Source organism: Diaphorobacter sp. J5-51, assembly GCF_001023515.1.
GTDB lineage: Bacteria > Pseudomonadota > Gammaproteobacteria > Burkholderiales > Burkholderiaceae_C > Diaphorobacter > Diaphorobacter nitroreducens.
In genome coordinates this window covers 15,550-35,279 of sequence record NZ_JSYI01000032.1, presented here as the reverse complement: position 1 = coordinate 35,279, position 19,730 = coordinate 15,550, and the positions used below count along the sequence as shown (strand labels likewise).

The following is a 19,730-nucleotide window of genomic DNA, read 5'->3' as shown; positions in this document are numbered from 1 at the left end:
GCACTTTTGGCGACAGCAGGAGGCTATTCAGCGTTGGCGCAGATCGTCCACTGCGGCATGCAATGCCTGGCCCCACACCCGGCGGTCGCGCCCCTGCGCACGCTCGGGAATGCCGAAATGCGCGACCGCCGTGATGGGCGGCGCGGTGAGCGTGCGCCAGATGGAGCCCACCAGCGTTTCGTCGCCGATGTAGCTCGGGGCGTGGGTGGTCTGGCCGCTTGCGCGGTCCACGAAGCGCAGGCCGATGGGCTGCACGGGCACGTCCGCCTGCAGCGCAGCCTGCAGCAGGTTGGGGTGAAAGGGCAGCAGCGTGCGCCCGTCGCCGGTCGTGCCTTCGGGAAACACCGCCAGTATTTCGCCCCGCAACAGGGCATCCCGCATGCTGCCCACCATGCGCAGGGCATCGCGCCGCGACGCGCGCTCGATGTACAGCGTGCCCGCTGCCGTGGCGAGCGTGCCGACGATGGGCCAAGCCTGCACGTCGGACTTGGAGATGAAGCGGCAGTAGCGCGCCGCATGCATCACCGGGATGTCGAGCCAGGACAGATGGTTGGCCACCAGCAGCACCGGCCCCTGGCTCGGCGGGGTGCCGCGCACCTCCAGCGTGACCCCCGCGCAGGCCAGCAGGCCCAGCGCCCACGCCTGCACCCGCGCCTGCTGCTGCTCCACCGATAGGCGGGGAAAGCGCAACGCCACCACCAGCAACCCCTGTGCAGCGTGCAGCACCAGCCGCAACACCCGCCAGCAGGCCCGTAATCCCCGCAGCATGTGCGTGTGCCGGCGTCGCTCAGCCGCGCTCGAACGCGACCTGGCCGCCCACCAGCGTGCAGCGCACCCGGCCCTGCAGTTCATAGGTCGAGAACGGCGTGTGCTTGCCCTGGCTGGCCAGTGCGTCGGCCTGCACGGTCCAATGCGCCGCAGGGTCCAGCACGCACAGGTCGCCCACCCCGCCTTCGATAATGCGGCCCACGCTGGCCTGCAGCGTGCCCAGCGACGTGCCCAGCACCCGCGCGGGCTCTGCGGTGACCACGGCCAGCGCACGCTGCAGCGGCGCGCCGCCTTCCTGCGACCACTTGAGCGCCACGGACAGAAGCAACTCCAGCCCCGTCGCGCCGGGCTCGGCCTCGGCAAATGGCAAAGCTTTGGCATCCTCGTCCACAGGCGTGTGGTCGGACACCAACGCGTCGATGGTGCCATCCAGCAGCGCCGCGGCCAGCGCATCGCGGTCGCGCTGCTGGCGCAGCGGCGGCGTGAGGCGCGCGCGGCTGTCGAAGTAGCCGATGTCCGCATCGGTGAGCATGAGCGAGTTGATGCTCACGTCGCAGCTCACCGGCAGGCCGGCCGCCTTGGCCTGACGCACCAGATCCACACCCGCGCTGCTGGACAGGCGGCACAGGTGCACGCGCGCGCCCGTGGTTTTGAGCAACTCGAAGATGGTGTGCAGTGCGATCGTCTCCGCCGCCACGGGCACGCCCGACAGGCCCAACCGTGTGGCCAGGGGGCCGCTGGCGGCCACGCCCTTGCCCAGGTGCAGTTCCTGCGGGCGCAGCCAGACGGTGTAGCCGTAGGTCGCGGCGTACTGCAGCGCGCGCTGCAGCACCTGGGTGCTGGTCAGCGGCACCTCGGCCTGGCTGAAGCCCACGCAGCCGGACTCCGTCAGCTCGGCCATCTCGGTCAGCACCTCGCCGGCCAGCCCACGCGTGACTGCGCCCAAGGGGAACAGCCGCGCCTGGTGCAGCTTCTCGGCGCGGAACTTGAGCATCTGCACCAGGCCAGGCTCGTCGAGCACCGGGTCGGTGTCGGGCGGGCAGACCAGGCTGGTCACCCCACCCGCGACGGCCGCTGCCATCTCGGACTCCAGCATGCCCTCATGCTCATGCCCCGGCTCGCGCAGGCGCGCCGCCAGGTCCACCAGACCCGGCAGCACCATGCAGCCGCTGGCATCGATCACGCGGGTGGGCGTGAAACCCTGGGGCTCGCGGTCCACCGCGATGATGCGGCCCGCCGCCAGCGCCACGTTGCACACCTTGTCGAGGCCGCTGGCGGGGTCGATGACGCGGCCGTTCTGGATGAGGATTGTCATGGTTCTAAGCCAAATTGGCCGCTAACGCCCGTCCCACAAGCGCTAACAGCTATTAAAACAATAGCAAATGAGTCATCCGGGTGATCCATGGCGCCGTGCGCCACCCACACCCCATGAAACTGGGGCAACCCAGGTCGGGGCCGCCGTGCAAGGGCCGCCCCGCCGTGTTCGCGGCGTCCCCCGGGGGGATTGCGCGAAGCGGCTCAGCGAGGTCATGCTTCATTCCCTGCCACGATGGACATGACCGCCATGCGCACCGCGATGCCGAAGGTGACCTGCGGCAGGATCACGGCCTGCGGACCGTCCACCACGGCGGAGTCGATCTCCACGCCGCGGTTGATGGGGCCCGGGTGCATGACGATGGCATCGGGTTTGGCCAGCCGCAGCTTCTCGGGCGTGAGTCCGAAGCTCTTGAAGTACTCTTGGCTGGAAGGCAGCAGCGCACCGCTCATGCGCTCGTTCTGCAGGCGCAGCGTGATGACCACGTCGCAGCCTTTGATGCCTTCCTCCAGGTTGTGGAACACCCGCACGCCCATCTGCGCCATGTCGGAAGGCACCAGCGTGCGTGGGCCCACCACGCGCACCTCGGCCGCGCCCAGGGTGGTCAGGGCATGGATGTCCGATCGCGCCACGCGCGAATGCAGCACGTCGCCCACGATGGCCACCGTGAGGTTGGAGAAGTCCTTCTTGTAATGGCGGATGGTGTACATGTCCAGCAGCCCCTGCGTGGGGTGCGAGTGCCGGCCGTCCCCGGCGTTCACCACGTGCACGTGCGGCGCCACATGCTGTGCGATCAGGTAGGGCGCGCCCGATTCACTGTGGCGCACGACGAAGATGTCCGCCGCCATGGCGCTCAGGTTGTCGATGGTGTCCAGCAGCGTCTCGCCCTTGGCGGTGGAGCTGCGCGCGATATCCAGATTGAACACGTCGGCAGACAGGCGCTTGGCCGCGATCTCGAACGTGGTGCGCGTGCGCGTGCTGTTCTCGAAGAACAGGTTGAACACGCTCTTGCCGCGCAGCAGCGGCACCTTCTTGACCTCGCGCTCCTGGACGCTGACGAAGTTGGTGGCCGTGTCCAGGATGTGCGTGACGATGTCCTTGGGCAGGCCCTCGATCGACAGCAGGTGGATCAGCTCGCCGTTCTTGTTGAGTTGGGGGTTGCGCTTGTACAGCACCGTCAGACCTCTTTGACGTCGAAATGGAAAGCGCCGGCCTCGCTGCGGGCCAGTGCCAGCGATTGCGTGGGCGGCAGCGCCACGCGCGCCGCAGCGAACTCGGCGGCCACCGGCAGCTCGCGGCCGCCGCGGTCCACCAGCACCGCCAGGCGCACGCGCGCCGGGCGGCCGTAGTCGAACAGCTCATTGAGTACGGCGCGGATGGTGCGGCCGGTGTAGAGCACATCGTCCAGCACCAGGATGTCCGCACCATTCACGTCGAACGGCAGCGTGGTCTGCGCGCTGGAGGCCAGGCCCCGCTGGGAGAAATCGTCGCGGTGCATGGCGGACGACAGCACCCCGGCCTGGCCCGGCAAGCCCAGGTCCTTTTGCAGACGCTCGGCCAGCCAAGCACCGCCCGAGGCGATGCCCGCCAAGTAGGTGTCAGATTCGCGCAGCATGCGCACGCCGCGCAGCAGCTCGGCGTACAGCGCCTCGGCATCCAGCGTGAGATGGCCCGGGCGCGTGGCACCCGGCGGGGTCGTAGCAGAACTCATGGCAGGTTCCTCAAAAACTGTTCCAGGATGATGCAGGCCGACGCGGCGTCGGCATCAGCCGCGCCCGCAGAAAGGGCCTCGGTGGTGCTGTAGCGCTCGTCCACCTCGAAGACCGGCAGGCCGAAGCGCCCGCGCAGCTGGCGCGCGAACTTGAGCGCACGGGCGGTGTTCTCATGGGCAGCCCCGTCGGGATGCAGCGGCACGCCCACCACCAGGGCATCGGGCTGCCATTCGCGGATACGCTCGGCCACCTGGGCGAAGCGGGCATCGCCCTCCGCGCGGATCGTGCCCTGGGGCGTGGCGCTGCGCAGCATGCGCGTACCCACGGCGACGCCGGTGCGCTTGAGCCCGTAATCGAAAGCCAGAAAGGATTGGAAATGCGCGGGGACGACGGCTGGAGCAGGCTGGCCGCTCATGCATGCCCCGCTTCGGGCGACAGCATCCACGACTGCAGGCCCAGCAACCCCAGTGCACGGTCATAGCGCTCTTGCACAGGCGTTTCAAAGATGACCGACACGTCCGCACCCACGGTGAGCCAGCTGTTCTCGGCCAACTCGGACTCCAGTTGGCCTTCGCCCCAGGCCGAGTAGCCCAGCGTCACGAGGACGCGCCGTGGGCCCGCACCATGGGCCAACGCCTCCAGCACATCCTTGGAAGTGGTCATTTCCAGCCCGCCGGGGATGGTCATCGTGGAGGCGTAGGGCGACTCGTCCTCGCTCTCTTGCGGGCCGCGCATGGCCTCGTGCAGCACGAAGCCGCGCTCGGTCTGTACCGGGCCGCCCTGGAATACCGGCTGCAGCGTGAGATCCTCTCGCCCGAGGGACAGGTCCACCTTCTCGAACAGCCCTTCCAGGCTGATAGGCGTGGGTTTGTTGATGATCAACCCCAGCGCGCCGCGCTCGCTGTGCTCGCACAAATACACCACACTGCGCGAAAAAGAGGCATCTTCCACGCCCGGCATGGCGATCAGGAAGTGGTGCGTCAGATTCATGGGCGCGGTATCGGCAGGCATGCGGCAATTTTACGGCCAACCACCGCATCGGCCCGTTATCCGAGGGCATCGCCCCGGCGCACAAAAGACAAGGCCCGGCAGGCGTGCAGCCTGCCGGGCCTGGGTGACACTGGACTGCGTCGCCGTCAGGCGGTCACTGCCTCCGTGTTCAGGCTGGCGTAGTGGCGCACCAGGCTCATCAGCTCCTCGTCGGAGTAGGGCTTGCCCAGGTAGTGGTTCACGCCGAGTTCCATCGCATGGTCGCGGTGCTTCTGCGCAATGCGCGAAGTGATCATGATGATCGGCAGGTCCTGCAGCGCAGCATCGGAGCGGATGTTGCGCGCGAGATCAAAACCGTCCATGCGCGGCATCTCGATGTCGGACAACACGACCGCGGGGCGCTCTTCCTGCAGGCGCTCCAGCGCCTGCAGGCCGTCGGCCGCCAGGGCCACGCGGTAGCCTTCGCGCTGCAGCAGGCGCTGCGTGACGCGGCGCACGGTGATCGAGTCGTCCACCACCAGGATCAAGGGCACCTGCTGCACCGGCACCAGCAGCGAAGCGGCGGGCGTGCCGCCCTCGGCAGCCACCACCGCGCCGGCTTGGTCCACCGCCGGTGCGTGCGTGGCCGCGCGCACCTGGTCGCCGTACACCGTGGCCAGCGCCACCGGGTTGTAGATCAGCACCACGGTGCCCGAAGCCAGCACGGACATGCCCGCGAGGCCTGGCAGACGCGACAGCTGCGGCCCCAGGTTCTTCACCACGACTTCCTGGTTGCCCAGCACTTCGTCCACGTGCATCGCGATGCGCTGAGACGCGCTGCGCAGGATCACCACGGGGCGGCTCTTGCCCGTGACCTCCGTGCTGCGCGAGGACGACTGGAGCAATGCACCCGCCCAGTAGAAGGGCAGATCCTCCAGGCCATCCGAGAAGGTATGGCTGGCGTAGGCAGCGTCGAGCTCGGTGCCGGAACTGCGGCGCACGATCTCCACCAGGTTGGCTGGCACGCCGATGGTCAGGTTGCCCGCGCGCAGCATCACCACCTGGGTCACCGCTGTCGTGAGCGGCAGCACCATGCGGAAGGACGTTCCCTTGCCCGCCTCGGTAGAGGTCTCGATGCGGCCACCCAGGGCATTCACCTCCGAGCGCACCACGTCCATGCCGATACCACGGCCGGAAAGGCCCGTGATCTCCGACGCCGTGGAGAAGCCCGGCATGAAGATCAGGTTGGCCGCCTCGCCATCGCTCAGCTGCGCATCGGGCGCAATCAACCCTTGCGCCACGGCCTTGTCCCGGATGCGGGCGATGTTCAGGCCTGCCCCGTCGTCGCGGAACGCCACCGACACGTCGTTGCCCTCGTGCCGCAAGTCGATGGAGATCGAGCCCACAGGAGCCTTGCCGGCAGCAGCGCGCGTCTCGGGTTCCTCGATGCCGTGCCCCACGCAGTTGCGCAGCAGGTGTTCGAAAGCAGGGGTCATGCGGTCCAGCACGCCGCGGTCCATTTCGATGGAACCGCCCGAAATGTCCAGCTTGATCTGCTTTCCCGTTTCCTTGGATGCCTGGCGCACCACCGCATAGAGGCGTTCCGAGATGCCCTCGAACTCCACCATGCGCGTGCGCAGCAGGTCGCGCTGCAACTCACGTGCCTGGCGTCCCTGGGCGATCAGATCGTCTTCGGCGTCTTCCATCGCACGTTGCATGTTGCGCTGCACGGTGGCCACGTCGTTGACCGACTCCGCCATCATGCGCGTCAGTTCCTGAACGCGGGTGAATCGGTCGAATTCCAGCGGATCGAAGCCCGCCGCCATGTCCTTGGACAGGGCCAAGCGGGACTGCATCTGCGATTCCGCCTGTACCTCGATGTCACGCAACTGCTGGCGCAGGCGCTCCAGGTTGCCCGACAAATCGGTCAGTGAACTGCGCAGTTGCGACATGCGCACGTCCAGTCGTGAACGCGCGATCATCACTTCGCCAGCCTGGTTCACCAGCCGGTCGAGCAGTTGCGAACGTACGCGCACGGAATGCCCACCTGCCGCACGCAGGGGGGCCGGCGCAGGGGCCGCACCCAACGGCGCACGCAACGCAACGGGCGGAGCGAGCGGCTGGGAAAGCCCTGGCGCGGGAGCGGGAGCGGGAGCGGATTGGACCACCTGTGCGTCCTGTCCATGCTCAGCGGCCGGTACCGCCGGCTCCGCTCCAGTTGCGCGCAGCGCGTCGAAACTCGCCTGCAACGCGTCGAAGTTGACCAGCAAGGGCTCAATGTCTGCGGCCGCCACGGTTTCCGTGTCGATCTGCTCCACGGCCGTTTCCATGCGGTGCGCCATTTCGCCAAGCCGCATCGCGCCTGCCAGGCGCGCACTGCCCTTGAGGGTGTGCAGGGCGCGCAGCAGTTCGCTGCGTGCGCCCAGGTTCTCCGGCCGGGACGACCACTGGCGCAACGCCCCACCCAGCGTGGGCAACAGTTCAACCGCTTCTTCCTCGAAAATGGGGAACAGATCGGGGTCGATGTTGTCCAGCGCATCGATGTCGTCATCGATATCGACGGTGGTCGACACGGCAGGCGCGGCAGTATCGCCAATCACGCGGTCGTGGCCTACGGGGAGCGTAGGCGCCACCACGGGCGATGGGGCAGCCGGCTCGTCGACGGCCGTCGCATGCGCCGTGCCCTGAGGCGTTGCCGGAGCCGGCTCCAGCGTCTCAAATGCCTGTGCCTGTGCCTCTGCCTCGGCGAAAGCACGGTCTTCCAGCGACACCATGCCGCTGATCACTTCGGTCTGCAGGATCTCGTTGAGCTGTTCCAGCACCGAGGCGCTGGGCTCCTTCAGGAAGCCTGCGGCGAACTGGTGCAGCAACCTCCGGATGTCCTCGGCAGCGGCGTTGAATGCCTGCGCATGCTCGGGGAGACCCTGCTGCAGCAGTTGAACATGCTGCAGCGTATGTTCCAGGGTACGCGCAAGATTGGACAGTGCCGAGAACCCGACAGTGGCAGAGCTGCCTGCCAGCGAGTGCGCCAACGCCACCGCGCTGTCCGGCAGCGGCTGGTGCAATTCCAGCGACCATTCCTGCAACGCAGTCACGAGGCGGCGCGACCATTCGTCGGCCTCGTTGAGGTACACGTTGTACAGCGGTATGCCGATGCGCAGGTGCTCGATGACCTTGACCGCTTCGTCGACCGCTTCCTCCACCGGACCGTCCGTCCCAGCCGCGGTTTCAGCGGCTTGCGCAGACGGTACGTCCGCCGCTGGCTCCTCGTCCAGGATGAACTCGGGTTGGACGCCATCCGTGCCGATAAAGAATGTCTCGTCCTGCCGCACCGCCGATGCGTTATCCGCCGGCTCCGCCACCGTGTCAGCCGCTACTGTTGAAGCGGGTTGGCCGACCTCCTGTGCTGGCGCATCGGTGGCTTGCAGCGCAGCCTCGAACAGGGAGAAATCCACCTCCTCCGTCACCGTCTCGGGAGCTGCGGGCACCTCCTCCACCGGCAACACGGCCTGGTCGGCCTCATCCGCATCGATGAAGGTGTCGACAAAGTCGCCGCCCACTTCCTCATGGCCCGCCGTCGCGTCCTGAGACGGCACGTCGACATCCGGCAGCACCAGATCAAACTCCAGCGCGGCAGCGTTGGCGTGGGCGTCAACCGCTTCGAGCGGTGCAGGCGGTTCAATGGCAAATGCTTGTGGTTCGGCCGCGGGCTCCGGAAGGTCTGGCACCGACAACACGGGCTCGTCAGGCAGCAGCGGTTCTGCGGGCACTTGCGGCGCCAAGGCCGCAGTGGTGTCCGCGGAGTCGGATGAGGGCACGCCCAGTGGCAGCAGCGTGCCATCCGTGCGCATCGCATCCGCCGCAACCCGGAAGGCTTCGGCCTTCCACGGGTCGGCAGCTCCTGCTGCGATGTCATCGGCCCATCGACCAAAGGCGCCCAACGCCTCGGAGGAGAGTTGCAGCAGCGCGTCCTTGATGGGTTTTTGCTCGGCCAGCCAGGCATTGAGCGTCTGCTCCATGGACCACGCGGCTTCACCAAATTCGTTCAGTCCCACCATGCGCGAGCTACCCTTGAGGGTATGGAAGGCCCGCCGCAGCGTGGTCTGCTCGCTCAGGTCACCCGGTGCAGCACGCAGCGCGTCGATGGCCGACAAGCCGGTGGCGACAACTTCGCGCGCCTCTTCCAGGAAGATGTCGAGCAGTTCATCCTCGCCATCGTCCTCCGGCAGGGCTGCGGCAGCGACGTTGCTCGAAGGAACCACTGGAAGCGCGGGCTCTTCCGGAGCGACCACCGCCGAAACGGCGCCTTCCGACGTCGCCACGTCCACGTCAAGCAGCGAAAAATCAATGTCCGCCAGTGCAGACGGCGTGGCGCTCTCGACCACAGCCGCAGCCGCGGGTTCGGGTGCGTCGGGGAATGGGAGCTCCAACGCGGGCACGGCTGGCGCTTCCTGATCATGCGCGCCCGGATGAGGCAGTTGCGCACGCGCCCGCCCCATGAGGACACGCAACTCGCCCAGCTCTTCGTCGTAAACGAAGAGCTTGCGCGCCATGGCACGCTGGTAGCTCAGCATGTCGATGAGAAAGCCCAGCGCTCCTAGGCTGTTGCCCAGTTTCTCGAAAACCTGCGGGCGCTCTTCCTCGGGCAGGTCGTTGGTCAGCATGCGCTCGACCGTGTCGCGCATGCGCACCACGGCCAAGGAGGCCTGATCCAGTCCCAGCACGGACAGCACGCCGCGCATCTGCTGCAAGCTGCCAGGCACGGAGGCAAGCAGGGTCATGTCTTCCGGGCTGCGGAAGAACTGGTCCATGGACTTCTCTGCCTCTGCCAGAGTCGCACGCAGTTCACCGACCACGCTACCCATGGTCTGGTGGTCGCTGACGCGGCGATACAGCTCTTCCATCCAGGGTTCAAGAGGCTGCGATTCCCCGCCGGCAACCACGCTGTCCAGTCGCTCGGACAGCCGCGCAGCTCGCTCCGCCATGTACTGCTGGGCGGCATCCAGTTCCTCGAAGGACGCTTGCAGATACAGCACAGAGGTGGCCACTTCCATGGCCAGCGCTGCCGAAGGAGGCTCGCCCGACCGTGTGGTGGCCTCCAGGGCACGCGTCAGGGCCAGTGCCAGGCTTTCGCTGTCCGGGTGCAGTTTGCGCAATGAATCGCACACCAGGCTGAACTGGTCCGCTGCCGGTTTGAGCTTGTTGCGGTCTCCACCCGCAAGTGCGGACCAGGTTTCCGTGGCTGCGGCAATGCGCTTGCGCGCCTGCGCAAGAATGGCAGGGTCGAAAAGACCGAAGCGCGGCTGGTCATAGTCCACCGGCTGGTAGCGATTCAAATCAAACGCGCGCCGTACGGCCGTCAGTACCGGCATGCGGGAAGCTGCATCCGCCGTCGCAGGCACCACGGCCTGGGCGCAGAAGAACAGAAGATCCTGCACCAGACGGTCGCTGATCGCCGTGTCCCCCTTGGCCAAGGTGGCGTATTGCATCAGCACGCGCGAAGCGACGCGCTTGGCATACAGGTCCGGATTGAGTGCCTGCTGCGCCAACGCCTCGAAAAAGCCTGCACAGATCTTCCAGAAAGCGCGGGCCTGGCGGTCGGTCTGCGCCGCGGCGAAGCCCAGGCAGGTTGTCTGCATGTCTGCAGCGGCGCCCGGGTCCGCATTCTTCACCAGCCGCAGTACCGCGCTGTCCAGCCGCGCACGCGCTTCCGATCCATAGGGCAGCGGCGCAGCGGCAACCGGCACGTCAGGATCATGGAAGCGCCGCTCCACGGGCCACAAGTCCGCTGGATGCACCCGCTCGCCCCCCGCCAGCGTCTGCGCCTCGCGGTACTGGGGAAACAGCGCCACCGGCGACACGGACTTGCCTGCGAGCACATGCTCCAGGTATTCGATCAAGGCAAAGCTGGCGCGCTCGATGACGGCCGCTGCATCATCGCTGCAGGTCTCCGGCCGCTGAACGAACCGCTGGACCGCAGTTTCCATGGCGCGCAACACCAGGGCCGGAGGCGCCATGCCCACCATCTCCAGCGCGCCGCTGGCCTGGTGGAGTTGCTGGCGTGCGATGCGCAAGGGCCCCGCGTCCAGTGAGGCGAGATCGGACTCCCGCGCTATCTCGGCATCGCGCACGAAACGGCGCATGGCCTTGACGGCACCATCCAAGGATTTGCGCAGTTCATCGAGCACCCATGCGAGCGGCCCAAGATCCTGCTCGCCCTGGGCCCAATCGGCGCCCTGTGCGTTTGCGGCGTCAACAGATGACATGGATTCGTCCCCGGCTGATCCGGAGCAAGTTCGTTAATGGAAGACGTCAGGCAATCTTGAATCGCGCCACCGACTGGCGCAGTTCCTCGGCCACGTGAGACAGTTCACGCACCTGCTGCGCAGTCGTACGGGTACCTTCTCCGGTCTGCTCCGTCACCGCAAAAATATGCTGGATGTTGTCTGCCACGCCGTTGGCGAGGTCCGCTTCGCGGGAGGCTGACGATGAGATCTGCTCAATCAGCTCGGCCAGCCGCCGCGACACGCGGTCGATCTCCGAAAGCGCCGTTCCTGCGCTGTCCGACAGACGCGCTCCTTCCACCACGCCCTGGGTGGAACGCTCCATAGCGGCCACCGCGTCTTGGGTGTCGGTCTGAATGGCCTTCACGAGCGCCGAGATCTGGCGCGTGGCGTCTGCGGAGCGCTCCGCGAGACGCTGCACTTCTTCCGCCACCACCGAGAAGCCGCGACCGGCTTCACCGGCGGAGGCAGCCTGGATGGCCGCGTTCAGAGCCAGCACGTTGGTCTGCTCGGTAATGTCCGAGATCAGCTCGGTGATTTCGCCAATCTCCTGGGATGACTCGCCCAGGCGCTTGATGCGCTTGGACGTATCCTGGATCTGGTCGCGGATGGCGTTCATACCACCGATGGCGTTTTGCACGGCCTGCAGACCCTGGTCGGCGGCCTGCAGCGACTGGCGGGCCACCGAGGCGGATTCCTGCGCTTGCGAAGACACGTCGTTAATACGCCTTGCCATCTCGAGCACCGAACGGCCCGTTTCACGGATTTCTCGCAGCTGCTCGGTGGACGCTGCGAGCAGCTCCGTGGAGGTGTTGTCCACCATGGCCGTCGTCTGCGCCACCCGGGTTGCCGTCTTCTGCACGCTGCCCACCAGTTGGCGCAGTTCTTCCACCGTGTAGTTCACCGAGTCGGCGATGGCGCCCGTGATGTCCTCCGTCACGGTGGCTTCCTGCGTCAGGTCCCCTTCAGCGACCGATTGCAGTTCGTTCATCAGTCGCAGAATGGCCGCCTGGTTGGCGTCGTTGATGCGCTTGGCTTCCTGTTCCTGGCGCTTGGCATCACGCTGCTGCGCTTCGGCCGTGGCTTGGCGGCTGCGGCTGTCCAGCAGCTGCACGCGCGAAATACCCACGCCGCACAGCAGCACGAAGATACCGGCCACGGCGAGCGCGGCGAACTGGCCCGCCCCCATGCCCGATTGTGCCGACAGCTTGCTTTGCAGACCTTCCAGTTGACGGCGCAGCGGTTCGCTGTCTGCCAGGATGGCCGACTGCGCCTCACGTGCGGATACCAGACCCTGGAGGTTGCCCAGGATGGCGCCGGCTTGCGTACGCATCTGCTCATACAGCTTGATGAGCGACTCCAGTTGCTCGCGGGTTTGGGCGTCGCGGGTGGCAGCCAGGCGGAGGTCGGCGCTACCGTCCAGCATGCCCTGTGCGATTTCCTTGAAGGAGTTCAAGTCCTTGCCCAGCAGGAACACCGCCTCGGGGCTCACGCCCTCCGTCGTTTGGAACTCGTTAGCCGACTTGCCGATACGCTGGGTCAACATCACCAGCTGGCCTGCGGCAGAAATCTCGGAGGCCGGCGCATTTTGCTGAAGCTTCAGGGACGAGACCGTCTCCGCGATCTCCAGCAGGTCCGAGGACTGGCGGTTGATGGTACGCAGAGCGTCGCCCACCTGCGTCAGGATCTTTTGCTGACCCATCACCACGCCCGCGTTGCGCTCGGCACGCTCCACCAACGGCGTGATGGCATCCAGTTCGGGGCGGAAAGGCTCACCCAGTGCCTGCACATCCAGTTCGTTGTCGCCACCGTTGAGTGCGCGCACGTTGCGCGCCAGCACGCCCGAGCTCTCCACCACTTCGGGGAAGGCCTGGGGGCTGCCCACCAAGGCCTGCGACACGGACTTTGCAAGCCGCTGCGACTGCATCAGCGACTGGCCGGTCGCCGTCAGCTGCTGCGCCGAGCGGTTGGCTTGCTGCAGCACCCAGCCGGCAATCAAGGCGAGCACCACCAAGCCAACACCCAGCAGCATCAGCAGGCGGCGCTGGTGGACGGCAGTGGTTGCGCGGCCCAGCAGAGGCAGCGAGACCAAGTCTTCATCCGCAAACTCCCCTTCGGGATATTGCGCCGCATCGCCGGGATCGCCCTGCACGCTGGCCATGCCATCGGTCTGGTACGCATCGGCAAGCAGTCCGCCCGCCGGGTGCTGCGCCAAGTCAGCGGGGTTCAGCTCAGCATCCGGGTCGGCGGGCTTGCGGTTAAACAATTTTCCAAATGGATTGACGACGGACATGGTGCTGCCTTACAGAAATAATCAAGCGCTGATGCTGAGAAAAGCGGGATGCTGGGAAAGAGCGTGCAGGTTCAATTCCTGCCAACGCGTGCCCTGTGCATCAAGATAGGTGGTGCCGAAATAGGGGGGCGCATCGGCCTCCGGCGGCTCGGAGGCGACGAAGGCCTCCATTCCCCGCAGGCCGGACAGCCGGTCCACGAGCAAGGCGGCATTCACGTCCAGCGCACCATTGAAGGCCAGCAGGCTGGATTCTGCCAAGGCCTGCTCCGTGCGCATCTGCGCGGCGCCAAGGAGGCCCGCCAGATCCACCACGCCGGTGAGCGCGCCACGCAGGTTGGCCACGCCCAGGAACCACGGTTGGGTATACGGAACGGGCTGCACCCCGCCCCAGGAGAAGATCTCCCCCGATTGTCCAAGGGGGAGAAGGAAATAGCGTCCGGCAGACTCCACGGCCAACCAGGACGACACGGACACACCCTCGCCTCTGGCAGCCTGCAGCCGGGCGGCAAGTCGTGTCTGTAGCTCTTTCAGGGCTTCGCGGTTAGCCATGGGTATGCAGCCGGCCTCAGTTCAGCGCGTCGATCTTGGCCTGCAGTTCTGCAGGATCGACTGGCTTGGTGATGTAGCCGCGCGCGCCCTGGCGCATGCCCCACACGCGATCGGTTTCCTGGTTCTTGCTCGTGCACATGATGATGGGCACATCCGCATACTGCGGATCGCGGGTAATGGCACGGGTCAGCTGGAAACCGTTTTGGCCGGGCATGACCACGTCCATCAGGATCAGGTCCGGCTTTTCCTCGGCCAGACGGCGAAATGCCTCTTCGGCATTCTCGGCGGTACGCACTTGCATGCCCTTTTTCTGCAGCAAGTCGGTCAGAAACATCAACTCGGTCTTCGAGTCGTCCACGACCAAAACTTTCTGAATCGGCATTACAAAACTCCTTATTGGGCATTTCCAAATTGCTGCACAGCCTGCAGCAACTGGTCTTTGGTAAATGGTTTGGTCAGATATTCCTGGCAACCGACCATGCGGCCGCGCGCCTTATCGAAAACCCCGTCCTTGGATGAAAGCATTACCACGGGCGTATCAGCAAAATGCGCGTTGCGTTTGATGATGGCGCAGGTCTGATAACCATCCAGCTTGGGCATGAGGATGTCGCAGAAAATCAGCTGAGGCTGGTAATCATTGACTTTGGCCAAGGCATCGAAACCATCGTCGGCCAATAAAACCTCGTGCCCTCCCTGCTTGAGGAAAATTTCGGCGCTGCGCCGTATGGTATTGCTGTCGTCCACCACCAGGACACGGAAGGTGGGACCGGTCGTCGTCGTAGCCAATTTCTCACTGCTCCTGAGGAACGAAAAAACAACGCTGGCAGGAGCCGCGCCTCAAATCTCGACCATCTCGAAGTCTTCCTTGCGGGCGCCGCATTCGGGACAGGTCCAGTTCATGGGAACGTCTGCCCAGCGGGTGTTGGGGGCAATGCCGTGCTCGGGGCAGCCCGCAGCTTCGTCATATATCCAACCGCAAATCAAACACATCCAAGTTTTTGGGTCCGTCACAGCTTAAGGGGCCTTCACATACAATGCAACGATTGTATCTAGTCATCACTGCCGGATGCAGCTTTCGTGCCACCGGTTACGCTGGCACCCACCCATGCAATCGAATACCCCTTCAGCACCCGACAGCCCAAGCTTGACGGCGGATGACAGCGAATCCACCGCCCCCACCATCTGCGTGATGGTTTTCAATGCAAACGACCCCAGCGGCGCGGGAGGATTGGCGGCCGATATTTCGGCGGTGTCCTCGGTCGGGGGGCATGTCGCGCCGGTGGTGACCGGGACCTATGTGCGTGACAGCGCCGAGATATTCGACCATTACGCCTTCGAAGACGAGACGGTCGCCGAGCAGGCCCGTGCCGTGCTGGAAGACATGCCGCTGCACGCGATCAAGGTCGGCTTCGTGGGGAGCCCCGAGAACCTGAGCGCCATCTCCGAGATCGCCGCCGACTATGCGGACGTGCCCGTCATCGCCTTCATGCCGGACCTGTCGTGGTGGCAGGACGACCTCATCGACCAGTACCACGACGCCTTCCGCGAGCTGTTGCTGCCGCAGACATCGGTGTTGGTTGGAAACCACAGCACCCTGTGGCGCTGGCTGCTGCCGGACTGGGGCAGTGAGCGCCCACCCTCGGCACGCGACCTGGCCATGGCAGTCGCGGAGATAGGCGTGCCCTACCTATTGGTAACCGGCATTCCCGCGGCGGAGCGGCATATCGACAATGTGCTCGCCTCACCGCAGACGGTGCTGGGCAGCGGGCGCTTCGAACGCTTTGAAGTGACTTTCATCGGAGCGGGCGACACCCTGTCGGCCACCCTGGCGGCGCTCATTGCCACCGGCAGCGACCTGGGCGAGGCCACGAGCGAAGCGCTCACTTACCTGGACGGCTGCCTGCAGCACGGATTCCGCCCCGGCATGGGCCATGTGCTGCCCGACCGCATGTTCTGGGCGCAGCCCGACGATGAGGACACCGACGACGACGTATCTCCCTCCGCGGTCGTGGAGGGCTTCGATTTGCCACCCCATGACACACAACACTGACCTCAATCTCCCCCTTTTCGAACGCGCCAAGGCGCTCATCCCCGGCGGCGTGAATTCGCCGGTGCGCGCGTTCCGCGCCGTGGGCGGCACGCCCCGCTTCATCACGCGTGCCCAGGGCGCCTACATGTGGGACGCCAACGGCCAGCGCTTCATCGACTACATCGGCTCCTGGGGACCCATGATCCTGGGCCATGGCCACCCGGCCGTGCTGGAGGCCGTGCAGAAAGCAGCCCTGGAGGGCTTCAGCTTCGGCGCGCCGACCGAGCGTGAAGTGGAGCTGGCCGAGGAGATCATCCGCCACGTACCCTCGATGGAGATGGTGCGCCTGGTCAGCTCCGGCACCGAGGCCGGCATGAGCGCCATCCGCCTGGCGCGCGGTGCCACCCGGCGCAACAAGATCATCAAGTTCAACGGCTGCTACCACGGCCATGCCGACTCGCTGCTGGTCAAGGCCGGATCGGGCCTGGCCACCTTTGGCCACGCCACCAGCGCGGGTGTTCCGCAAGAGGTGGTGCAACACACCCTGGTGCTTGAATACAACGACGTGGCCCAGCTGGAAGAGGCCTTCACGCTGCACGGCCCCGACGTCGCCTGCGTGATCATGGAGCCCATTGCCGGCAACATGAACTTCGTGCGCGCCAGCGTACCTTTCATGCGCCGCGCGCGCGAGCTGTGCACGCAGCACGGCGCGCTGCTGGTTCTTGACGAGGTCATGACCGGTTTTCGCGTGGCGCTGGGCGGCGCGCAAAGCCTGTACGCACAGGCCATCCCCGGCTTCAAGCCGGACATCACCGTGCTGGGCAAGGTGATTGGCGGCGGCATGCCGCTGGCGGCGTTTGGCGGCTCGCGCGCGGTGATGGAGCAGCTGGCGCCGCTGGGCCCGGTGTATCAGGCGGGCACGCTGTCGGGCAACCCGGTGGCCACGGCCTGCGGACTGGCCACGCTGCGCGAGATCGCCAAGCCCGGTTTCTACGACGCCCTGGGCGCCCGCACCCGCGCCCTGATCGACGGCCTCGCGGGCGCTGCCAGCGCTGCGGGTGTGCCGTTCTGCGGCGACACCCAGGGCGGCATGTTCGGCTTCTTCCTGCTGTCGCAACTGCCGCAGAACTACCCCGAGGTGCTCAACACCGACGGCATGCGCTTCAACACGCTGTTCCACGGCCTGCTGGACGGCGGCGTCTACATTGCCCCGGCGCTCTACGAAGCCGGCTTTGTGAGTGCCGCCCACACCGAGCAGGACATCGCCGACACCGTGGCCGTGGCGCGCGACGTGTTCCAGAAGCTATAGTTTTCATAGCTTCCAGCGCATGATGGGAAAGCGCTGGAGGCATAAAACGTGCTTACTCGCCCGCGACCATCCTTGCGGGTGACCGGCGGATGGGCGCACTGACGCGTGCGCGACGGTGGTTCATGAAACCGTCATCCCTTGCTGCGAGCCTTGGCGGGTTCATCACCTTTCACCCGCCCGCCATGCAGCGACACGACGATTCCAAGCCCCTCACCAACCTCCTGCAGGCTGCGCACGCCAGCACCCCGCCCGCCGCAGACGGCGGGCGCCGCCGTTTCGTGCGGCAGATCACGCTGGGCGCCGCCGCGCTGGGCACCCTGCCCCTGGCGGCCTGTGGCGGCGGCGACGATGACGCACCCACCGTACAGTTCGCGCACGGCGTGGCCAGCGGCGACCCACTGGCCGACCGCGTCATGCTCTGGACGCGCGTCACGCCGCCCGCCGACTTCAGTGCCGAGATCCCCGTGCAGTGGGAGGTGGCCAGCGACGCCGCCTTCGCCAGCATCGTGGCGCGCGGCGAGGTGCGCACCAGCGCCGCGCGCGACTACACGGTCAAGGTGGACGCCACGGGCCTGAAGCCCGCCACCGCCTACCACTACCGCTTCAAGGCCTTCGAGGCCACCTCGCCCACGGGACGCACCCGCACCCTGCCCACGGGCAGCGTGGCCCAGGTGAAGCTGGCCGTGTTCTCGTGCGCCAACTACCCGGCCGGCTACTTCAACGTGTACGCCGATGCCGCCCGGCGCGGCGACCTGGACGCCACCGTGCACCTGGGCGACTACCTCTACGAATACGGCCAGGGCGGCTACGCCTCGGGCAACGCGGCGGCGCTGAGCCGCCTGTCCCAGCCGGCCAACGAGATCCTGAGCCTGGCCGACTACCGCACGCGCCATGCCCAGTACCGGACCGATGCCGACCTGCAGGCGCTGCACGCCGCCGCGCCCATGATCGCCGTGTGGGACGACCACGAGATCGCCAACGACACCTGGATGAACGGCGCGGAAAACCACCAAGCCGCCGAAGGCAGCTTCTCCGCGCGCAAGGCCGTGGCGCTGCAGGCCTACCACGAGTGGATGCCCACACGCAACGCGCAGCCGGACGTCATCTACCGCAGCTTCGCCTTCGGCAACCTGCTGGCGCTGCACATGCTGGACACGCGCGTGGTGGGACGCGATGCGCAGGTCGACTACGCCGCCTTCTTCAAGCCCGGCGGCTTCGACGCAGCGGGCTTCACCGCGGCCGTGGGCAATCCCGCGCGCCAGTTGCTGGGCACCGCGCAAACGCAGTGGCTGCAGCAGCAGATGACGGCCTCCAGCGCTACCTGGCAGATGCTGGGCCAGCAGGTGCTGATGGGCCGCATGAACATCCCCGCGCCCATCCTCATGGAAACGCTGCAGCCGGGCAGCGGCGTGACGGTGTCGCGCTACGCGGCCATCGTCGCCAAGGCGCGCACGGCGCCCGCCACGCTCACGCCCGAGGAGCAGGCCATCCTGGCGCAGCCCTCCATCCCCTACAACCTGGACGCGTGGGACGGCTACCAGGCCGCCCGCGAGACGGTGCTGGGCATGGCCCGCGCCATGAACAAGAACCTGGTGGTGCTGGCGGGCGACACGCACAATGCCTGGGCCAGCGAGCTGAACGACATGAACGGCAACCCCGTGGGCGTGGAGTTCGCCACCTCGTCGGTGAGCTCGCCCGGCTTCGAGGAATACCTGCCCAATGAAAACCCGGCCACGCTGTCGGCGGCGCTGCTGCAGCTGGTGGAGCCGCTCAAGTACTGCGACACCGCGCGCCGCGGCTACATGGTGGTGACCGCCACGGCCACTGAATGCCGCGCGCAGTGGGTGTACGTGAACACCATCACCAGCCGCCAGTTCACCACCAGCGCCGAGACCACGCTGGCCGTACAGGCCGGCACGCCGGGCCGCCTGCTGAAGGTGTGAGCGGGACGGCGCAAGCGGTGCCGCCGTCCGCGCGAGGGTTTACAGCGTTTTTTGGCTCTAACGCCCGTCCAATAAGCGCTAACAGCTATTGATTCAATAGCGCACCACCCCCTCGTCGGGCGGCAGCGCCAGCAGCCACTGCGCCATCTGCAGGGCCTGTGCCTCGGTGATCTGGGGATGGCGCGGCATCAGCGTGCGGCCCCACACGCCCACGCTGCCCTCGCGGATCCTGCCGGCCAGGTACGCAGGCGCATCACTGCGGCCGGCGTAGCGCAAGGCGATCTGGCGAAAGCCCGGGCCTACGGCGTGCCGCTCCAGGCCATGGCAACGCAGGCAATCCGATGCCTCGACCAGCGCGCGGCCCGCGGCCCGTTCCGGGTGCACCTGCTGGGCGGCGTCCAGCGCCTGGGCTGCGGGCCCCGGCTGCAGGATGCGCCAGCCCACGTTGAGCACGCCCAGCACCACCAGCACCATGAACACCACCAGCGCCCAGCCCAGCCAGCGGGGCCGGGGCAGCGGTGTGTCGTCGTGCAGCGGGTCTGGGTCCACCGGCATGCGG

16 protein-coding genes are annotated in these 19,730 nt (G+C 66.6%); 3 read left to right on the top strand and 13 right to left on the bottom strand.

From position 1 onward, the window contains the following. Positions 1–27: 27 nt before the first annotated feature. From OX89_RS04475 to OX89_RS18005, 12 genes are all read right to left on the bottom strand, one after another. A complete protein-coding gene (locus OX89_RS04475; protein WP_047349735.1) occupies positions 28–768 on the bottom strand; it encodes a 1-acyl-sn-glycerol-3-phosphate acyltransferase in 741 nt (246 codons plus the stop codon). 19 nt (positions 769–787) lie between these two features. After that, positions 788–2,083 (bottom strand): dihydroorotase, encoded by a 1,296-nt coding sequence (locus OX89_RS04470; RefSeq protein ID WP_047349734.1) that lies wholly within the window; start codon positions 2,081–2,083, stop codon positions 788–790. 212 nt (positions 2,084–2,295) lie between these two features. Beyond that, positions 2,296–3,258: an aspartate carbamoyltransferase catalytic subunit gene (locus OX89_RS04465; protein ID WP_011806667.1), complete on the bottom strand. Its 963-nt coding sequence runs from the start codon at positions 3,256–3,258 to the stop codon at positions 2,296–2,298. A 2-nt stretch (positions 3,259–3,260) separates the two neighbouring features. Beyond that, entirely contained in the window at positions 3,261–3,794 is a 534-nt protein-coding gene (pyrR, locus tag OX89_RS04460; RefSeq protein WP_011806668.1) for a bifunctional pyr operon transcriptional regulator/uracil phosphoribosyltransferase PyrR, read from the bottom strand. Next, on the bottom strand, positions 3,791–4,210 hold the full coding sequence (gene ruvX, locus OX89_RS04455; RefSeq protein ID WP_015914192.1) for a Holliday junction resolvase RuvX: 420 nt from the start codon (positions 4,208–4,210) through the stop codon (positions 3,791–3,793). Before ruvX ends, pyrR begins: the two co-directional genes overlap by 4 nt. Continuing rightward, the gene (locus OX89_RS04450; protein WP_011806670.1) at positions 4,207–4,806 is read right to left on the bottom strand and encodes a YqgE/AlgH family protein; all 600 of its coding nucleotides are present in this window, start codon (positions 4,804–4,806) and stop codon (positions 4,207–4,209) included. The genes ruvX and OX89_RS04450 overlap by 4 nt, the downstream gene beginning before the upstream one ends. A 125-nt stretch (positions 4,807–4,931) precedes the next feature. Then, the gene (locus OX89_RS04445) at positions 4,932–11,030 is read right to left on the bottom strand and encodes an Hpt domain-containing protein (protein WP_047349733.1); all 6,099 of its coding nucleotides are present in this window, start codon (positions 11,028–11,030) and stop codon (positions 4,932–4,934) included. A gap of 46 nt (positions 11,031–11,076) precedes the next feature. Continuing rightward, on the bottom strand, positions 11,077–13,341 hold the full coding sequence (locus tag OX89_RS04440) for a methyl-accepting chemotaxis protein (RefSeq protein WP_047349732.1): 2,265 nt from the start codon (positions 13,339–13,341) through the stop codon (positions 11,077–11,079). 21 nt (positions 13,342–13,362) lie between these two features. Continuing rightward, positions 13,363–13,890: a chemotaxis protein CheW gene (locus tag OX89_RS04435; protein ID WP_047349731.1), complete on the bottom strand. Its 528-nt coding sequence runs from the start codon at positions 13,888–13,890 to the stop codon at positions 13,363–13,365. Between the two features lie 16 nt (positions 13,891–13,906). After that, positions 13,907–14,272: a PleD family two-component system response regulator gene (locus OX89_RS04430; RefSeq protein WP_011806674.1), complete on the bottom strand. Its 366-nt coding sequence runs from the start codon at positions 14,270–14,272 to the stop codon at positions 13,907–13,909. A gap of 11 nt (positions 14,273–14,283) precedes the next feature. Beyond that, entirely contained in the window at positions 14,284–14,676 is a 393-nt protein-coding gene (locus OX89_RS04425; RefSeq protein ID WP_011806675.1) for a PleD family two-component system response regulator, read from the bottom strand. A gap of 51 nt (positions 14,677–14,727) precedes the next feature. Beyond that, positions 14,728–14,880, bottom strand: a complete 153-nt coding sequence (locus tag OX89_RS18005) for a rubredoxin (protein ID WP_011806676.1) — start codon at positions 14,878–14,880, stop codon at positions 14,728–14,730. A 115-nt stretch (positions 14,881–14,995) separates the two neighbouring features. Here OX89_RS18005 and OX89_RS04420 point away from each other — a divergent pair, with 115 nt between their 5' ends. From OX89_RS04420 to OX89_RS04410, 3 genes are all read left to right on the top strand, one after another. Further along, positions 14,996–15,940 carry a bifunctional hydroxymethylpyrimidine kinase/phosphomethylpyrimidine kinase gene (locus OX89_RS04420; RefSeq protein ID WP_015914197.1) on the top strand — a complete coding sequence of 315 codons (945 nt, stop codon included), beginning with the start codon at positions 14,996–14,998 and terminating at the stop codon, positions 15,938–15,940. Beyond that, positions 15,924–17,228: a glutamate-1-semialdehyde 2,1-aminomutase gene (hemL, locus tag OX89_RS04415; RefSeq protein WP_047349730.1), complete on the top strand. Its 1,305-nt coding sequence runs from the start codon at positions 15,924–15,926 to the stop codon at positions 17,226–17,228. The genes OX89_RS04420 and hemL overlap by 17 nt, the downstream gene beginning before the upstream one ends. Before the next feature lie 182 nt (positions 17,229–17,410). Further along, positions 17,411–19,171 carry an alkaline phosphatase gene (locus OX89_RS04410; protein WP_047349729.1) on the top strand — a complete coding sequence of 587 codons (1,761 nt, stop codon included), beginning with the start codon at positions 17,411–17,413 and terminating at the stop codon, positions 19,169–19,171. 93 nt (positions 19,172–19,264) lie between these two features. On the opposite strand, the gene OX89_RS04405 is transcribed toward OX89_RS04410, so the two are convergent. Then, complete coding sequence (locus OX89_RS04405; RefSeq protein WP_047349728.1) at positions 19,265–19,726, bottom strand: c-type cytochrome; 462 nt, start codon at positions 19,724–19,726, stop codon at positions 19,265–19,267. Between the last annotated feature and the right edge of the window lie 4 nt (positions 19,727–19,730).

Coding starts and splice junctions, on each gene's coding strand:
- OX89_RS04440 (WP_047349732.1), bottom strand. CDS start 13,341: ATGTCCGTCGTCAATCCATTTGGAAAATTGTTTAACCGCAAGCCCGCC.
- OX89_RS04435 (WP_047349731.1), bottom strand. CDS start 13,890: ATGGCTAACCGCGAAGCCCTGAAAGAGCTACAGACACGACTTGCCGCC.
- OX89_RS04430 (WP_011806674.1), bottom strand. CDS start 14,272: ATGCCGATTCAGAAAGTTTTGGTCGTGGACGACTCGAAGACCGAGTTG.
- OX89_RS04470 (WP_047349734.1), bottom strand. CDS start 2,083: ATGACAATCCTCATCCAGAACGGCCGCGTCATCGACCCCGCCAGCGGC.
- OX89_RS18005 (WP_011806676.1), bottom strand. CDS start 14,880: ATGTGTTTGATTTGCGGTTGGATATATGACGAAGCTGCGGGCTGCCCC.
- ruvX (WP_015914192.1), bottom strand. CDS start 4,210: ATGAGCGGCCAGCCTGCTCCAGCCGTCGTCCCCGCGCATTTCCAATCC.
- pyrR (WP_011806668.1), bottom strand. CDS start 3,794: ATGAGTTCTGCTACGACCCCGCCGGGTGCCACGCGCCCGGGCCATCTC.
- OX89_RS04405 (WP_047349728.1), bottom strand. CDS start 19,726: ATGCCGGTGGACCCAGACCCGCTGCACGACGACACACCGCTGCCCCGG.
- OX89_RS04410 (WP_047349729.1), top strand. CDS start 17,411: ATGCAGCGACACGACGATTCCAAGCCCCTCACCAACCTCCTGCAGGCT.
- OX89_RS04450 (WP_011806670.1), bottom strand. CDS start 4,806: ATGCCTGCCGATACCGCGCCCATGAATCTGACGCACCACTTCCTGATC.
- hemL (WP_047349730.1), top strand. CDS start 15,924: ATGACACACAACACTGACCTCAATCTCCCCCTTTTCGAACGCGCCAAG.
- OX89_RS04445 (WP_047349733.1), bottom strand. CDS start 11,030: ATGTCATCTGTTGACGCCGCAAACGCACAGGGCGCCGATTGGGCCCAG.
- OX89_RS04420 (WP_015914197.1), top strand. CDS start 14,996: ATGCAATCGAATACCCCTTCAGCACCCGACAGCCCAAGCTTGACGGCG.
- OX89_RS04475 (WP_047349735.1), bottom strand. CDS start 768: ATGCTGCGGGGATTACGGGCCTGCTGGCGGGTGTTGCGGCTGGTGCTG.